The organism is Xanthomonas sacchari (assembly GCF_024266585.1).
GTDB classification, from domain to species: Bacteria; Pseudomonadota; Gammaproteobacteria; order Xanthomonadales; family Xanthomonadaceae; genus Xanthomonas_A; species Xanthomonas_A sacchari_C.
In genome coordinates, this window is record NZ_CP100647.1 from 3,103,524 (window position 1) to 3,119,714 (window position 16,191).

A 16,191-nucleotide genomic window follows, 5' to 3' on the forward strand; every position below is an offset into this window, starting at 1 on the left:
GTCGGGCGCCATCGTTGTGTTGGAAAGGGGCGATCGCGAAGGGGCGCGTCCTGCATGGACGCGCGATGCCACACCGTGGCGCCAGCGCCAGGCACGTTGAAGGCAGACGCTCGAGAAGGAGGAGTCTCGAAGCCGACAGTCAACCAGGCCGGCGATGTGTCCGGCGTCGTTCGTCGCGTCTGAAGCCGCTCCCACAGCGACTATTGCGTGGCCGTCGGGTGCCGTGTGGGAGGGACTTCAGTCCCGACGACGTAGTGCACCGGCTAGCAGGACAGCATCGTGCGGCGTGTTTGCAGTGGCTGCGGCAGGAAGCGTAGTGACCACGCGCTGACGCATCGCAAGCGCCTTCAGACCCTGGCGCTCGCCGGACATGTGCCATCGCCCGACGACGCGCGATGCGGCGGCGCAGTGCAGCCGCCGCCGCGCTCCTTCAGACGTCGGCAGGCGCCAGTTCGCGCAGCTTGCCCTGGTGCAGTTCCAGCACGCGGTCCAGCTTGCGCGCCAGGCTGCGGTCGTGGGTGACCAGGGCCAGGCTGGTGCCCTGCGCCCGGTTGAGTTCGAGCATCAGCGCGAACACGTTGGCCGCGGTCTTGTCGTCCAGGTTGCCGGTCGGCTCGTCGCCGAGCACGCAGGCCGGACGATTGACCAGCGCACGCGCCACCGCGGCGCGCTGGCGCTCGCCACCGGACAGCTCGCCCGGCTTGTGCTCCAGGCGATGGCCCAGGCCCACCGATTCCAGCAGCGCGCGCGCGCGCGCATCGGCGTCCTGGATCGGTGCACCGCCCAGCAGCACCGGCATCATCACGTTCTCCAGCGCGGTGAACTCGGGCAGCAGGTGATGGAACTGGTAGACGAAGCCCAGCGAGCGGTTGCGCAGCTGCCCGCGCGCCGCGTCGGTCAGCGCCGACATGCGCTGCCCGGCCACGTAGACCTCGCCGGAGGTCGGCACGTCGAGGCCGCCGAGCAGGTGCAGCAAGGTGCTCTTGCCGGCGCCGGAGGCGCCGACGATGGCCACGGTCTCGCCCGCCGCCACGCTCAGCTCCAGGCCGTCGAACACCGGCGTGCGCATCTTGCCTTCGGCGTAGGTCTTGGCCAGGCCTTCGGCGCGGATCGCCGCCTCCGCTTGTGGCTTCTGCATTCCCGATTCCCGATTCCCCATTCCCGATTCCCGGCCCTCATTCATAGCGCAGCGCCTCCGCCGGCTGCGTGCGCGCCGCGCGCCAGGCCGGATACAGCGTGGCCAGGAAGCTCATCAGCAGCGCCACGATGGTGATCACCATGACGTCGTGCGGCTGCATGTCGGTGGGCAGGCCGGTGATGTAGTAGACGTCCTCCGGCAGCAGCTTGATGTTGAACACCGCCTCGATGCCGGCCAGGATCCGCTCCAGGTTGAGCGTCAGCACGATGCCGCCGATCACCCCGGCGATGGTGCCGATCACGCCGATCAGCGTGCCCTGCACCATGAACACCTGCATCACTCCGCCCGGGCTCAGCCCCAGCGTGCGCAGAATGGCGATGTCGGCCTGCTTGTCGGTCACCAGCATCACCTGCGAGGACACCAGGTTGAACGCGCCCATCGCGATGATCAGCGACAGCAGGATGCCCATCACCGTCTTTTCCATCTTCAGCGACTGGTAGAGGTTGGCGTTCTCGCGGGTCCAGTCGCTGACCATGTACGGGCCGTGCAGGTTCAGCGCCAGGTCGCGCGCCACGTTCCAGGCCTGGTCCATGTCGTACAGCTTCAGGCGCACGCCGGTGACGCCGTCGCCCATGCGCAGCACCCGCTGCAGGTCGGGCATGCTGGTCACCGCCAGGCCGCGGTCGATCTCGTTGTAGCCGGCCTCGAAGATGCCGCTGACGGTGAAGCGCTTGTAGCGCGGCACCATGCCCATCGGGCTGGCCTGCGGCTCGCCGAGCATCACCACCACCTTGTCGCCCACGCCCACGCCCAGCCACAGCGCCAGTTCCTGGCCGAGCAGGATGTTGTAGGAACCGGGAGTCAGGCTGTCGACCGAGCCCTGCTTCATCTTCTGCGCCAGCACCGAGACCTTGGCCTCCTCCTTAGGCAGGATGCCGCGGACGATCGCCGGCTGGTTGCGCTGGCCGGTGAGCAGCGCCTCTTCCTCGACATAGGGCGCGGCGCCGGCCACGCGCTTGTCGCGCATGGCCACGTCCACCGCGTGCTGCCAATCCTGCATCGGCGCGCCCTGCGCGCTGACCGTGGCGTGCGCGGCCATCTGCAGCAGGCGGTCGCGGATCTCCTTTTGGAAGCCGCTCATCACCGCCAGGGTGGTGATCAGCACGGTCACGCCCAGGGCGATGCCGAGGATCGAGGCCATGGAGATGAAGGAGATGAAGTTGTTGCGGCGCTTGGCGCGCAGATAGCGCAGGCCGATCGCCACGGGTAAGGGTTTGAACATGCGCAGCCACCGTCCAGGGAGCGCTATGGTGCCATTTGCGGCGGCGCAGACGAAGCGGCACGGGCAGCAGCGGCCAGACGCAGTTCACGTCGCGCCGCCGCCGGCAGCGTGTCCGGCCACCACGCCAGGCGCTGCGTGCACCCCTGCGCGTCGCGCCAGCGCACGAACGCCAGCGGCCCGCGCCAGGCGACCTGCAGGTCACTCACCGCCGCGCCGTCGACGCTGGCCGCGCCGGCACCGGCGGGAAGCAGCAGCGTGCGCGGCGCCCGCCGGGCCTCGCGGCGCAGCAGCCACGCCGCGTACAGCAGCGCCAGCGCGGCCGCCGGCCAGGCCAGGCGCGGCGGCAGGTCGGAGCCGAGCAGCGACAGCGGCGCCAGCGCGCCGAGCAGGGTCAACGCGGCCAGCAGCCAGCGCGAGGGGCGCCAGTCAAGCCGGCATGGCGCGGATGGAAGCGATGAGATCGGCGGCGCGTGCATCGGGACAGGCCTCGTAGCCCATGAACCAGCGCCACAACTTATCGTCCTCGCAATCGAGCAGGTATAGGAAAACCCCGCGCTCTTCCTCGGACGCCTGCGCCCAGCGCCGGTCCAGGTAGCGGCCGAACAGCTGGTCCAGTTCGCGCATGCCGCGCCGGCAGCGCCAGCGCAGCTTCTTCAGTTCGGTGGTCTCGTCCATCGCATGCGCCCTTGCCTGGGGGCGGCGCCGCACGGCAGCCGCCGAAAACGAACGCGGCACCGAACCCGAAAGCCGGTGCCGCGCGGTCGGCGGGCAGGCCCGCCGCTTGGAACGTACGCCGCTGCGATCAGGCGCGGCGCGCCATCATCAGCTTCTTGATCTCGGCGATCGCCAGCGCCGGGTTCAGCCCCTTCGGGCAGGTCCGCGCGCAGTTCATGATGGTGTGGCAGCGGTACAGCTTGAACGGATCTTCCAGATCGTCCAGGCGCGCACCGGTGTCCTCGTCGCGCGAGTCGATGATCCAGCGGTAGGCCTGCAGCAGGATCGCCGGGCCCAGGTAACGCTCGCCGTTCCACCAGTAGCTCGGGCAACTGGTCGAGCAGCACGCGCACAGGATGCACTCGTACAGGCCGTCGAGCTTCTTGCGGTCCTCCGGCGACTGCAGCCGCTCGCGGTCCGGCGGCGGCGGCGTCTGGGTGCGGATCCACGGCTTGATCGAGGCGTACTGCGCGTAGAAGTGGGTCAGGTCCGGCACCAGATCCTTGACCACGCTCATGTGCGGCAGCGGGTAGATCGGCACCTCCTTCTTGCCGCAGTCGCTGATCGCCTTGGTGCAGGCCAGCGTGTTGGTGCCGTCGATGTTCATCGCGCACGACCCGCAGATGCCTTCGCGGCACGAGCGGCGGAAGGTCAGGGTCGGGTCGATCTCGTTCTTGATCTTGATCAGCGCGTCCAGAACCATCGGGCCGCACGCGTCCAGGTCCACCTCGTAGGTGTCGGTCCGCGGGTTGCTGTCGTCGTCCGGATTCCACCGGTAGACCTTGAAGGTCCGCACGTTCTTCGCGCCCTTGGCGGGAAAGTGCTTGCCCTTGCCGATCTTGGAATTCTTGGGGAGGGTGAACTCTGCCATGGCTTTAAAATCCGGGAATGGGGATTGGGGAATGGGGAATGGGAAGCGGGAGCGAAGAGCGCATGCGCTGTTCTCGATTCCCGATTCCCTACTCCCGTTTCCCGGCTGTGGTCAGTAAACGCGCGGCTTCGGCGGCACCACGTCCACGTCCTTGCTGAGCGTGTACATGTGCACCGGGCGATAGTCGAAACTGCACTGGCCCTTGTCGTCGACGGTGACCAGCGTGTGCTTCTGCCAGTTCTCGTCGTCGCGGTCGGGGAAATCCTCGTGGGCGTGGGCGCCGCGGCTTTCCTTGCGCTGCTCGGCCGAGTTGATCGTCGCCACCGCGTTGAGCAGCAGGTTGTTCAGCTCGTAGGTCTCGATCAGGTCGGAATTCCACACCAGCGAGCGGTCGGACACCTTCACGTCCTCGAAGCTGGCGAAGATCTCCGCCATCTTGTCCACACCTTCCTTCAGCGTCTTGCTGGTGCGGAACACCGCCGCGTCGGACTGCATGGTGCGCTGCATCTTGTCGCGGATCACCGAGGTCGGGGTGCTGCCGTTGGCGTTGCGCAGCTTGTCCAGCAAGCCCAGCGCCTTGTCGCAGGCGTCGCCCGGCAGGCCCTTGTGCGGGGCGCCGGTCTTGATCGTCTCGGCGCAGCGGTTGGCCACCGCGCGGCCGAACACCACCAGGTCGAGCAGCGAGTTGGAGCCCAGGCGGTTGGCGCCGTGCACCGACACGCAGGCGGCCTCGCCGATGGCGTACAGGCCCGGCACCACCGCATCGGGGTTGTCGCCGTCCTTGCGCACCACTTCGCCGTGGTAGTTGGTGGGGATGCCGCCCATGTTGTAGTGCACGGTCGGGATCACCGGGATCGGCTGCTTGTGCACGTCGACGCCGGCGAAGATGCGCGCACTCTCGGCGATGCCGGGCAGCTTCTCGTCGATCACGCCCGGGCCGAGGTGGGTCAGGTCGAGCAGGATGTGGTCCTTGTGCTCGCCGACGCCGCGGCCTTCGCGGATCTCGATGGTCATCGAACGCGACACCACGTCGCGCGAGGCCAGATCCTTGTAGTGCGGCGCATAGCGCTCCATGAAGCGCTCGCCGCTGCTGTTGCGCAGGATGCCGCCTTCGCCGCGCACGCCCTCGGTGATCAGGCAGCCGGCGCCGTAGATGCCGGTCGGGTGGAACTGCACGAACTCCATGTCCTGCATCGGCAAGCCGGCGCGCATCACCAGGCCGCCGCCGTCGCCGGTGCAGGTGTGCGCCGAGGTGGCGCTGAAGTAGGCGCGGCCGTAGCCGCCGGTGGCCAGCACCACGCCGTGGGCGCGGAACAGGTGCAGCGAGCCTTCGGCCATGTCCAGGGCGAGCACGCCGCGGCACACGCCTTCCTCGTCGAAGATCAGGTCGAGCGCGAAATACTCGATCATGAAGCGCGCGTTGTGCGCCAGCGACTGCTGGTACAGCGTGTGCAGCATGGCGTGGCCGGTACGGTCGGCGGCGGCGCAGGTGCGCTGCGCGGACGGGCCTTCGCCATACTTGGTGGTCATGCCGCCGAACGGACGCTGGTAGATCTTGCCGTCCTCGGTACGGCTGAACGGCACGCCGTAGTGCTCCAGCTCGATGATCGCCGGGATCGCCTCGCGGCACATGTACTCGATGGCGTCCTGGTCGCCCAGCCAGTCCGAGCCCTTGATGGTGTCGTAGAAGTGGTAGCGCCAGTCGTCCTCGCCCATGTTGCCGAGCGCGGCGGAAATGCCGCCCTGCGCGGCCACGGTGTGCGAACGGGTCGGGAAGACCTTGGTCAGGCAGACCGTCTGCAGGCCCTTCTGGGCCAGGCCGAAGGTCGCCCGCAGGCCGGCGCCGCCAGCGCCGATGACGACCATGTCGTACTTGTGTTCAGTGATCTTGTAAGCGGACATCGAATCTGAATTCCTGTTCCGGGCGCCGATCAGGCGCTGCCCAGCGCGATGCGGGCGACCGCGAATACACCGACGATCGCGCCGAGCACGGCGACGAACTTCACCGTGGTCTGCAGCGCCAGGGCCAGCAGCGAGTTGTGCACGTAATCTTCGAGAATGACCTGCAGGCCGATCTGCGCATGCCAGAACATCGCGATCAGGAAGCCGACCAGCAACACCGCGTTCCACGGTTTGGCCACGGCCTCGGTGGCGGTGACATAGTCGGCGCCGAGCAGGCTCAGCACGAACACCAGGAACCACACGGTCAGGCCGACCAGCGCAGTGGCGGTGAGCCGCTGCAGCACGAAATGCTCGGTACCGGTCTTGGCCGCGCCCAGGCCGCGGACGTTCTTCAGGGGGGTGCGGTAGCGGCTCATGCGGAAGCTCCGTTGAGGACGTAGGCCCAGATCAGCGCCACGATCACCAGGCTGCCGATCACCGACATCCAGCTGCTGCGCACGAACGCGGGAATGCTGAAGCCATGACCGAAGTCCTGCACGATGTGGCGCAGGCCATTGCACAGGTGGTAGGCGAAGGCCCAGCTCCAGGCGAACAGGAACACCTGTCCGTACCAGGCGCCGGCCATGCCGCGGAAGCAGTTCCAGGAGGCCGGGCCGAGCATCAGCACCAACAGCGCGGCGGCGATGATCAGCGCGCCGACCGACAGCACGATGCCGGTGGCACGGTGCAGGATGGACGTGGCCATCTGGATCTGCCAGCGATAGACCTGCAGATGAGGGGAAAGAGGACGTTCACGGGTCGCCATGCGCTTGGCTCGTTGTCTCGGCTGGGCGGCGTGCTTAAGGCCGCGTTGGCTCAAAGCTGCTCAAAAATCGATGCAGCGTCCGTTTTTCTCCCAGTCGCCGTAGCGCGTCGGCTCGAGGCCGCCGCGTCCGCCGATCTCCCGCGGCGCAGGCTCGGCCTGCGGAGGAGTGTCCTCGGCGGGCCGCTGCGTTTCGGGATCGGACTCGGGTGTGGGGGTTGGTTGGCCTATCATGCGGGTCTCACAACGCATCGATTTTAGTCCTCCCCTCTCGTGCCTGACAACCTGAATCTCGATCGCGGCGGTTTTTCCGCCTTGCCTCACCTGCAATACGTGGCCCTGCGCGGTCCGGATGCGGTGGCCTTCGCCCATGCGCAGTTCGCCAACGACGTCCAGGCGCTGGCGGTCGGCCGCTGGCAATGGAACGCCTGGCTCACCGCCAAGGGCCGGGTGATCGCGGTGTTCGCGCTGCTGCGCCAGGCCGACGACGCCCTGCTGATGCTGCTGTCCGATGGCGGCGCCGAGGACCTGGCGGCGGCGCTGGGCCGCTTCTTGTTCCGGCGCAAGCTGCGCATCACCGTCGAGGACACGCTGCATGCGTTCGGCGGCCTGAGCCTACCGGAGCAGGCCCGGGGCGCGGCGTGGGCGCGCGATGAGGCCGGCGTGATCGAACTGGACATGGGCGGCGCCGGCCTGCCGCGCACGCTGCGCCTGGTGCCGGCGGCGGATGCGCCGGCGGCCGAGCCGGCGCTGGCGGCGGCCTGGCGCGCGGCCGACCTGCGCCTGGGCCTGGCCCGGCTCGCGCCGAGCCAGCGCGAACAGTGGACGCCGCAGCAACTGGGCCTGGACCGGCTGCACGCCTTCAGCGTCAAGAAAGGCTGCTACCCCGGCCAGGAAATCGTCGCCCGCACCCATTTCCTGGGCAAGGCCAAGCGCGCGGTGCAGTTGCTGGAGGTGGAAGCCGAGGTCTCTGCCGACGCAGCGGTGCTGCGCGACGGCCAGCCGTTCGGCAGCGTGGTCAGCGTCGCCGGCGCCCTGGCGCTGGCGGTGCTGCCGCTGGAGGACGCGCCACCGGCCGGGCTGGAAGTCGACGGCCACCCCGCACGTTGGCAACCCCTGACCGAAGGCCTGGCGCGCTGAGCGCGCCGGCGCTTCGCGCTGTTGCCTTTGCTATTCCCGATTCCCGATTCCCGAATCCCGCGCCTCCAGGCGCACCCCACTCTCGGCATCGAAGAAGTGCAGCGCGTCGCCGCGCACCGCCACCCGCAGGCGCTCGCCCAGGCCCGGCAGCGCGCGCGGCGCCACCCGCATCACCAGCGGCTGCGCGCCATGGCTCAGATTGACGAAGATCTCGTTGCCGACCGGCTCGATCACCTCGATGGTGGCGTCGAAGCCGCCCTGCGCCGCGTCGCTGGGCTGCAGATGCTCCGGGCGCACGCCGATCGCCAGCTCCCGGCCCAGCCACTGCGGCGCGACCTGCGCGCCCGGCAGCGGCACCCGGCCGCCGTCGTCCAGTTGCAGCTGCAGGCCACCGTCCTCAACCAGCCGCCCGCGCAGCACGTTCATCGCCGGGCTGCCGAGGAAGCCGGCCACGAACAGGTTGGCCGGGCGGTCGTACAGCGCCATCGGCGTGTCGATCTGCTGGATCAGCCCGTCCTTGAGCACGACGATGCGCTGGCCCAGGGTCATCGCCTCGACCTGGTCGTGGGTGACGTAGATCATGGTGGTGCCGAGCTTGCGGTGCAGTTGCGCGATCTCGGTACGCACCGAATGGCGCAGCTTGGCGTCCAGGTTGGACAGCGGCTCGTCGAGCAGGAACACCGCCGGCTCGCGTACCAGCGCGCGGCCCAGCGCCACGCGCTGGCGCTGGCCGCCGGACATGGCGCGCGGCAGCTTGTCCAGCATCGGGGTCAGGCCCAGGGTGTCGGCGGCGGCGGCCACGCGCTGGGCGATGACCTGCTTGCTCTCGCCGCGCAGCTTGAGCCCGAACGCCAGGTTCTCGGCCACGGTCATGTGCGGGTACAGCGCATAGCTCTGGAACACCATGGCGATGTCGCGGTCCTTCGGCGCCACCTCGTTGACCACGCGCTCGCCGATGCGCAGCTCGCCGCCGCTGATCTCCTCCAGGCCGGCGATCATCCGCAGCAGCGTGGACTTGCCGCAGCCCGACGGCCCGACCAGCACCATCAGTTCGCCGTCGGCCACTTCGAAGCTGGCCCCGTGCACGGCGACCTGGCCGTTGTCGTAGACCTTGCGGATGTTGTCCAGTTGTACTTTCGCCATGTATCCGGTTTCCGGCAGGAGGAACGGGCTGCCGCCGGTCCCTCCCGAAGGCAGTGCATACGAATTCGCGTCGCATCGTGGCTGCGCACAGGCAACAATGCAGCGCGATGCGGTATTCTGCCATGTAACCGTTTTCACGGGGCAACATCGAGCCTGGGAGGGCACGCAATGCGATCCGCCAGCCGCCGATCCGGCGCGCCGTCGTCATCCGGCCTGCAGTACGAGGCATCGGAGAGGTATGCTCAGAGGTCTGGCAGTCGTATTCATCTCCTGGATCGTGCGTTCCCGCCTGGCGGCCATCCCGCCTCATGCCCTCGCCCGAACCGGCCGGATACAGGCCGTTCCCGCCGTACGCTTTCCCACGCCACGTCCCTACTAGCCCCCAGGTGATCGACGACATGTCACCCGAAACCGAAACCCGGTCGATGCACGATACTTTCCTGCTGTTCGGCGCCACCGGCGATCTGGCCCAGCGCTATCTGTTCCCCTCGCTGCTGCGCATGCTCGACGACGGCTTCCTGCCGGAAGACTTCCGCATCCGCGCGCTGGCGCTGTCGCCGCACGACACCGCCAAGTTCCACGAGATCCTCAAGCCGCGCCTGCAGGCGGCGATGCCGCAGATCGGCGAATCGATCGTGCAGGCGCTGCTGGCGCGCATCGACTACCGCTCGGTGGACCTGCGCGATCCCGAATCGGTGGCCGCGGCCGTGCGCGACCTGACCACGCGCCGCTGCGTAAGCTACCTGGCGATCCCGCCGGGGCTGTACATCAGCACCTGCCAGGGCCTAGCCCTGGGCGGGGCGCTGGCCGCGCCGCACCGGCTGATGCTGGAGAAGCCGATCGGCCACGATTCGGAGAGCGCCCGCGAGATCGTGCAGGCGATCGGCGCGCTGATCGACGAGGACCGCGTGTTCCGCCTGGACCACTACCTGGGCAAGGCCGCGGTGCAGAACCTGATCGCGCTGCGCTTCGGCAACACGCTGCTGGAAGCGGTGTGGAACCGCACCTACATCGAGTCGGTGGACATCCTGGTCGCCGAGAGCGAGGGCGTGGACGGCCGCGATGCCTACTACGCGCGCTCCGGCGCGCTGCGCGACATGGTGCAGAGCCATATCCTGCAGTTGCTGTGCCTGGTGGCGATGGAGCCGCCGGCGTCGCTGGAAGCCGACCGCATCCGCGACGAGAAGGTCAAGGTGCTGCGCGCGCTGCGTCCGCTGAGCGCAGAGCATGCCGCCCGCGACAGCGTGCGCGGGCGCTACACCGCCGGCACCGTCAACGGCCAGCCGGCGCAGGCCTACCAGCCGCCGGAAGGCAGCGACGTGGAGACCTTCGCCGCGGTCACCGCCTACATCGACAACTGGCGCTGGGCCGGCGTGCCGTTCCGGCTGTGTACCGGCAAGCGCCTGGCCGAGCGCTCCACCCGCGTGGTGGTCACGCTCAAGCCGGTCACCCACTGGCTGTTCGAGCGCCCGACCGCTCAGCAGGCCGCGCCGAACCGGCTGACCTTCCAGCTGCAGCCGCAGGAGAACATCGAACTGGGGCTGATGAGCAGCCTGGCCGGCCCGGAATGGGGCGCGCTGGAACTGCAGCCGCTGGAACTGGAACTGTCGGTGCCCACCGGCCTGCACCGGCGCATCGCCTACGAGCGGCTGATGCTCGACGCGCTCAACGGCAACCACGCGCTGTTCGTGCGCGACGACGAGGTGCGCGCGGCCTGGGCCTGGATCGACAGCGTCAGCGCCGCCTGGGCGCAGGCGCAGTTGCCGTTGCTGCCCTACCCGGCCGGCAGTTGGGGGCCGCAGGAAGCGCAGGCCTACGTGTCCTGCGATCACGCCGGCGCCGCGCCGCGGGTCGCCCCGTGAGCGCGCCGCAACGCCCGGTGCTGGTCGCCGACATCGGCGGCACCAATGCCCGCTTCGCCCTGGCCGACCTCGACGCCTCGGTGCCGCTGCTCGACGACAGCACCCAGACCTACGCGGTGGTGGAGTTCCCCTCGCTGGGCGACGCCGCCCGCCATTATCTGGAGCAGACCGGGGTGGACGCGCGCAGCGGCACCTTCGCGGTCGCCGGCCGCGTCGACGGCGACGAGGCGCGCATCACCAACCATCCCTGGGTGATCTCGCGGGCGCGCACCCGCGCCATGCTCGGCTTCGACGAACTGCACCTGATCAACGACTTCGCCGCGCAGGCGATGGCGATCAGCCTGCTGCGGCCGCAGGACGTGGTCCAGGTCGGCGGCGCCAGCTGGACGCCGTCGGCGATCGAGGTGCCGCGCAACTACGGCGTGATCGGTCCCGGCACCGGCCTGGGCGTGGGCGGCCTGCTGGTGCGCGGCGGGCGCTGCTTTCCGCTGGAGACCGAGGGCGGCCATGTCAGCTTCCCGCCGGGCACGCCGGAGGAGATCCGCATCCTGGAACTGCTGTCGCAGCAATTCGGCCGCGTCTCCAACGAGCGCCTGATCTGCGGCCCCGGCCTGGTCAACATCCACCGCGCGCTCAGCGAGATGGCCGGCGACGATCCGGGCCCGCTGCAGCCGGAGGACATCACCGCGCGCGCCGCGCACGGCGACTACCGGGCGATGCGCACGGTGGACGTGTTCTGCGCCGTGTTCGGCGCCATCGCCGGCGACCTGGTGCTGATGCAGGGCGCCTGGGACGGCGTGTTCCTGACCGGCGGGCTGGTGCCGAAGATGCTCGACGCGATTCAGCATTCCGGGTTCCGCCAGCGCTTCGAGCACAAGGGCCGGTTTTCGTCGATCATGGCGCGGGTGCCGTCGCTGGCGGTGACCCACCCCCGTCCCGGCCTGCTCGGCGCCGCCGCCTACGCGGTGGACGCCGCGCGGCAATCCCCAGGAGCCATTGCATGAGCCCCACGCTGTCCGACCGCATCACGCTGATCCGCTACGACGATCCGGACGAATGGATCGACGCGGCGGCGGCCGAGATCGGCACCGCGCTGCGCGAGGAGATCCAGCGGCGCGGCGGCGCGCGCCTGCTGCTGTCCGGCGGCACCACCCCGGCGCCGGTGTACCAGGCGCTGGCCGAGCTGCCGCTGGACTGGTCGAAGCTGGAAGTCGGCCTGGTCGACGAGCGCTGGCTGTCGCCGCAGGACAGCGACAGCAACGCCTACCTGGTCCGGCACAGCCTGCTGGACCGCGCCGAGGAAGCGCGCTTCGAACCGCTGGTGCGGGTCGGCAAGCCGCTGCAGGATTGCGTGCACGCCGCCAACCTGCACGCGCAGCACGCCCCCGCCGCCTGCATGGCGGTGCTGGGCATGGGCGGCGACGGCCACACCGCCTCGCTGTTCCCGGGCGCCACCGACCTGAACAAGGCCCTGGCCAACCCGCTGCCCTACGCCGCGCTCGACGCCACCGGCTGCCCCGGCGCCAACACCTGGCCGCTGCGCATCACCCTGACTCCGGCCGGCCTGGCGCCGATCGGCCAGCGCATGCTGCTGCTGCGCGGCAAGCAGAAGCTGGAGGTGCTGGAACGCGCCCTGGCCGGCACCGATCCGCACGAATACCCGATCCGCGTGGCCTTCGATACGCCTGGCGCGCGCCTGCGCGTGCATTGGTGCGAGTGAGGCCGGGAGTGGGGAGTCGGGAGTGGGGAATCGCAACGGCCGCGCGCTGACGCGTTCCCGCTCTTCCTATTCCCGCGCTTCCCATTCCCGATTCCCGATTTCCGATTCCCCCTTCATAGCCACTTCCGCCAATGAGCCTGCATCCAACCCTCCACGCGATCACCGAACGCATCCGTGAACGCAGTGCGCCGTCGCGGCGCGCCTACCTGGCCGGCATCGATGCCGCGCTGCGCGACGGCCCGTTCCGCAGCCGCCTGAGCTGCGGCAACCTCGCCCACGGCTTCGCCGCCTGCGGCCCCACCGACAAGAGCCGGCTGGAAGGCGGGATCACCCCCAACCTCGGCATCATCACCGCCTACAACGACATGCTCTCGGCGCACCAGCCGTTCGAGCACTACCCGGAGATCATCCGCAGCACCGCGCGCGCGCTCGGCGCCACCGCGCAGGTCGCCGGCGGCGTGCCGGCGATGTGCGACGGCGTGACCCAGGGTCGGCCGGGCATGGAGCTGTCGCTGTTCTCGCGCGACGTGATCGCCCAGGCCACCGCGATCGGCCTGAGCCACGACATGTTCGACACCAGCCTGTACCTGGGCGTGTGCGACAAGATCGTGCCCGGCCTGCTGATCGGGGCGCTGGCCTTCGGCCACCTGCCGGCGGTGTTCGTGCCGGCCGGGCCGATGACCCCGGGCATCCCCAACAAGCAGAAGGCCGAGGTGCGCGAGCGCTACGCCGCCGGCCAGGCCACCCGCGAGGAACTGCTGGCCGCCGAATCGGCGTCCTACCACGCCCCCGGCACCTGCACCTTCTACGGCACCGCCAACTCCAACCAGGTGCTGCTGGAAGCGATGGGCGTGCAGTTGCCCGGCGCCTCCTTCGTCAACCCCGGCACCCCGCTGCGCGAGGCGCTGACCCAGCAGGCGACCGAGCGCGCGCTGCGCATCACCGCGCTGGGCACCGACTTCCGCCCGCTGGGCCGGTTGATCGACGAGCGCGCCATCGTCAACGCCGTGGTCGCGCTGATGGCCACCGGCGGTTCCACCAACCACACCATCCACTGGCTGGCGGTGGCGCGCGCGGCCGGCATCGTGCTGACCTGGGACGACCTGGACGCGCTGTCGCAGCTGGTGCCGCTGCTGGCGCGGGTGTATCCGAACGGCGAGGCCGACGTGAACCACTTCGCCGCCGCCGGCGGCATCGGCTTCGTGTTCCGCGAGCTGATGGACGCCGGGCTGATGCACGACGACCTGGCCACCATCGTGCCCGGCGGCATGCGCGCCTACGGCGACGAGCCGTGCCTGCAGGACGGCAAGCTGGCCTACGTGCCGAGCCCGGCCAAGAGCGCCGACGAGGCGGTGGTGCGCCCGGCGTCCAACCCGTTCGAGGCGCAGGGCGGCCTGCGCCTGCTGCGCGGCAACCTCGGCCGCTCGCTGATCAAGCTGTCGGCGGTGAAGCCGCAGTTCCGCACCATCGAAGCCCCGGCCGTGGTGATCGACGCGCCGCAGGCGCTGAACAAGCTGCATGCCGCCGGCGCGCTGCCGCACGACTTCGTGGTGGTGCTGCGCTACCAGGGACCGCGGGCCAACGGCATGCCGGAACTGCATTCGCTGGCGCCGCTGCTGGGCCTGCTGCAGAACCAGGGCCGGCGCGTGGCGCTGGTCACCGACGGGCGCCTGTCCGGCGCCTCCGGCAAGTTCCCCGCGGCCATCCACGTGACCCCGGAAGCGGCGCGCGGCGGCCCGCTGGCGCGGGTGCGCGAAGGCGACATCGTGCGCCTGGACGGCGAGGCCGGCACCCTGGAAGTGCTGGTCGACGCCGCCGAGTGGGCGGCACGCCCGCTGGCGCCGAACACCGCGCCGGCCGCGCACGACCTGGGCCGCAACCTGTTCGGGCTCAACCGCCGCATGGTCGGCCCCGCCGACCAGGGCGCGCTGTCGATCTCCTGCGGCCCGCCGGCCGCCGACGGCGACCTGTGGAACTACGACGCCGAGTACGACCTGGGCCGCGATGCCGAAGCCGCCGCCGCGCCGCACGAGGCCAAGGACGCCTGACCGGCGCCGCCGCTCGCCCTCCCCTGCCCCGGCCGTGCGCGGCCGGGGCCTCGCCCCCTCGCAACCGAGACACTCATGACCATCGCCGAACACCAGACCAAGGCCGAACAACTGCTGCGCGCGGCCGGCATCCTGCCCGTCGTCACCGTCCACAGCCTGGAGGAGGCCCGCCGCGTGTCGGCCGCGCTGCTCGAAGGCGGACTGCCGGCGATCGAACTGACCCTGCGCACGCCGGTGGCGATGGAAGCGCTGGCGATGCTCAAGCGCGAACTGCCGGACATCGTGATCGGCGCCGGCACCGTGCTCACCGCCACCCAGCTGCAGCAGTCGATCGACGCCGGCGCCGACTTCATCGTCACCCCGGGCACCACCCCGACCCTGGCCGACGCGCTGGCGCAGGCGCCGCTGCCGGTGGTGCCGGGCGCGGCCACCCCGAGCGAACTGCTGGCGCTGATGGAACGCGGTTTCCGCGTGTGCAAGCTGTTCCCCGCCTCCGCCGTCGGCGGCCTGGCGATGCTCAAGGGCCTGGCCGGCCCCCTGGCCGAGCTCAAGCTCTGCCCCACCGGCGGCATCGGCGAAAGCACCGCCGCCGAGTACCTGGCGCAACCCAACGTGGTCTGCATCGGCGGCTCGTGGATGGTGCCCAAGGACTGGCTGGCCGACGGCGCCTGGGACAAGGTGCGCGAGAGCTCGGCGAAGGCGGCGGCGATTGTGGCGGCGGCGCGGTAGCGCTTAGCCGGGAATGGGGATTGGGGAATGGGGAATCGTTAAAAGCCAGAGCCTCGGCTCTCACAACTCAACTCCAGAAACAAAAAGCGCCGGCATGCCGGCGATTTTTGTTTGCTGTTGGGATTCCTGCCCTCCCAATTTCCTGCCTTACTGTCGGACGTGTCTACATCGTGGCTAGCGGATGGTGCATGAGAGCGCTGCGGAAGCGGAAGCAATCGCAACAACGTCGACCTAGATTTGGAAACGGGATTCGAAAAAGTAAAGTGCGCTCCCAGCGCCTTCTACAAAAATGGCAATATCAAGCCGCAACGTCATAGTGGAGCTTGAACCCTTTTTTCATAAAGCAGGTTAACCACCGACACCGCACCATCAGCTCATCCTAGCGCTTTTTTGCCGCGAACTGTTGAGCATACGCGGCCGGCGTCACGCCACCCAGGATATTCTTCGGTCGTTCCTCGATGTATTCCCGCCGTCAGGTTTCAATCTCGGTGCGGGCGTGCAGCAATGTCGAGAACCAATGCTCATTGAGACATTCGTAGTAAAAACGGCCGTTGAAGCTTTCGATTTAGGCGTTCTGATTGAGCTTGCCTGGCTGGATCAGGCGTATCTAAACACCTCGCTTGTGGGCAAGCGATTTAAGGGACTGAGGCTTAGGGTCACAGGGACCGTTACTGAGTAGCCCGCCCTGTACCGGCGCTCACCTATCCTGGCCCGTGAAGGCACGGGGATACACGACCGGCCCGTGACTTTGCTGAACCCCATCCCGCAAGGACGAACTGGTCGGTTTGCGCACTGGACAGCCGGTCACGCTCGATTGCTTGAGCAACGGAATGTCTCAAG

Annotated in this window: 16 protein-coding genes and 1 pseudogene; 6 read left to right on the plus strand and 11 right to left on the minus strand. The window is 69.2% G+C overall.

Annotated features, from left to right (window positions below; translation table 11 throughout):
- Positions 1-430 precede the first annotated feature (430 nt).
- The 9 genes from lolD to NKJ47_RS20770 form a co-directional block, all read right to left on the minus strand.
- Positions 431-1,138: a lipoprotein-releasing ABC transporter ATP-binding protein LolD gene (gene lolD / locus NKJ47_RS12930; RefSeq protein WP_429002419.1), complete on the minus strand. Its 708-nt coding sequence runs from the start codon at positions 1,136-1,138 to the stop codon at positions 431-433.
- A 37-nt stretch (positions 1,139-1,175) separates the two neighbouring features.
- Complete coding sequence (locus NKJ47_RS12935) at positions 1,176-2,420, minus strand: lipoprotein-releasing ABC transporter permease subunit (protein WP_254458278.1); 1,245 nt, start codon at positions 2,418-2,420, stop codon at positions 1,176-1,178.
- 23 nt (positions 2,421-2,443) lie between these two features.
- Positions 2,444-2,896, minus strand: a complete 453-nt coding sequence (locus NKJ47_RS12940) for a hypothetical protein (protein ID WP_254458279.1) — start codon at positions 2,894-2,896, stop codon at positions 2,444-2,446.
- Positions 2,847-3,095, minus strand: a complete 249-nt coding sequence (locus tag NKJ47_RS12945; RefSeq protein ID WP_254458280.1) for a succinate dehydrogenase assembly factor 2 — start codon at positions 3,093-3,095, stop codon at positions 2,847-2,849. Before NKJ47_RS12945 ends, NKJ47_RS12940 begins: the two co-directional genes overlap by 50 nt.
- 127 nt (positions 3,096-3,222) lie before the next feature.
- On the minus strand, positions 3,223-4,005 hold the full coding sequence (locus NKJ47_RS12950) for a succinate dehydrogenase iron-sulfur subunit (RefSeq protein WP_017908442.1): 783 nt from the start codon (positions 4,003-4,005) through the stop codon (positions 3,223-3,225).
- A gap of 111 nt (positions 4,006-4,116) precedes the next feature.
- A complete protein-coding gene (gene sdhA / locus NKJ47_RS12955) occupies positions 4,117-5,907 on the minus strand; it encodes a succinate dehydrogenase flavoprotein subunit (RefSeq protein WP_254458281.1) in 1,791 nt (596 codons plus the stop codon).
- Between the two features lie 29 nt (positions 5,908-5,936).
- Positions 5,937-6,323 carry a succinate dehydrogenase, hydrophobic membrane anchor protein gene (gene sdhD / locus NKJ47_RS12960; RefSeq protein ID WP_254458282.1) on the minus strand — a complete coding sequence of 129 codons (387 nt, stop codon included), beginning with the start codon at positions 6,321-6,323 and terminating at the stop codon, positions 5,937-5,939.
- A complete protein-coding gene (gene sdhC / locus NKJ47_RS12965) occupies positions 6,320-6,712 on the minus strand; it encodes a succinate dehydrogenase, cytochrome b556 subunit (RefSeq protein ID WP_254458283.1) in 393 nt (130 codons plus the stop codon). The genes sdhD and sdhC overlap by 4 nt, the downstream gene beginning before the upstream one ends.
- A 60-nt stretch (positions 6,713-6,772) precedes the next feature.
- Positions 6,773-7,081, minus strand: a complete 309-nt coding sequence (locus NKJ47_RS20770; RefSeq protein WP_307550945.1) for a DUF1674 domain-containing protein — start codon at positions 7,079-7,081, stop codon at positions 6,773-6,775.
- Here NKJ47_RS20770 and NKJ47_RS12975 point away from each other — a divergent pair.
- The gene (locus tag NKJ47_RS12975) at positions 6,983-7,849 is read left to right on the plus strand and encodes a YgfZ/GcvT domain-containing protein (protein WP_254458284.1); all 867 of its coding nucleotides are present in this window, start codon (positions 6,983-6,985) and stop codon (positions 7,847-7,849) included. The genes NKJ47_RS20770 and NKJ47_RS12975 overlap by 99 nt on opposite strands.
- Before the next feature lie 30 nt (positions 7,850-7,879).
- Here the strand turns inward: NKJ47_RS12975 and NKJ47_RS12980 are convergent, their stop codons facing one another.
- Positions 7,880-8,992 (minus strand): ABC transporter ATP-binding protein, encoded by a 1,113-nt coding sequence (locus tag NKJ47_RS12980; RefSeq protein ID WP_254458285.1) that lies wholly within the window; start codon positions 8,990-8,992, stop codon positions 7,880-7,882.
- A 425-nt stretch (positions 8,993-9,417) separates the two neighbouring features.
- Between NKJ47_RS12980 and zwf the strand changes: the two genes are divergently transcribed.
- The 5 genes from zwf to NKJ47_RS13005 all read left to right on the plus strand — a co-directional run bounded on the left by zwf (position 9,418) and on the right by NKJ47_RS13005 (position 15,351).
- Positions 9,418-10,854 carry a glucose-6-phosphate dehydrogenase gene (gene zwf / locus NKJ47_RS12985; protein WP_343237517.1) on the plus strand — a complete coding sequence of 479 codons (1,437 nt, stop codon included), beginning with the start codon at positions 9,418-9,420 and terminating at the stop codon, positions 10,852-10,854.
- Positions 10,851-11,858 (plus strand): glucokinase, encoded by a 1,008-nt coding sequence (gene glk, locus NKJ47_RS12990; RefSeq protein ID WP_254458287.1) that lies wholly within the window; start codon positions 10,851-10,853, stop codon positions 11,856-11,858. Before zwf ends, glk begins: the two co-directional genes overlap by 4 nt.
- The gene (pgl, locus tag NKJ47_RS12995) at positions 11,855-12,574 is read left to right on the plus strand and encodes a 6-phosphogluconolactonase (protein WP_254458288.1); all 720 of its coding nucleotides are present in this window, start codon (positions 11,855-11,857) and stop codon (positions 12,572-12,574) included. Before glk ends, pgl begins: the two co-directional genes overlap by 4 nt.
- A 131-nt stretch (positions 12,575-12,705) precedes the next feature.
- Positions 12,706-14,622 carry a phosphogluconate dehydratase gene (edd, locus tag NKJ47_RS13000; protein ID WP_254458289.1) on the plus strand — a complete coding sequence of 639 codons (1,917 nt, stop codon included), beginning with the start codon at positions 12,706-12,708 and terminating at the stop codon, positions 14,620-14,622.
- 75 nt (positions 14,623-14,697) lie between these two features.
- Positions 14,698-15,351: a bifunctional 4-hydroxy-2-oxoglutarate aldolase/2-dehydro-3-deoxy-phosphogluconate aldolase gene (locus NKJ47_RS13005; protein WP_254458290.1), complete on the plus strand. Its 654-nt coding sequence runs from the start codon at positions 14,698-14,700 to the stop codon at positions 15,349-15,351.
- Positions 15,352-15,730: 379 nt separating this feature from the next.
- Here NKJ47_RS13005 and NKJ47_RS13010 read toward each other — a convergent pair.
- Positions 15,731-15,958 (minus strand): annotated as a pseudogene (locus tag NKJ47_RS13010) (integrase core domain-containing protein); the annotation flags it as partial.
- Positions 15,959-16,191 lie beyond the last annotated feature (233 nt).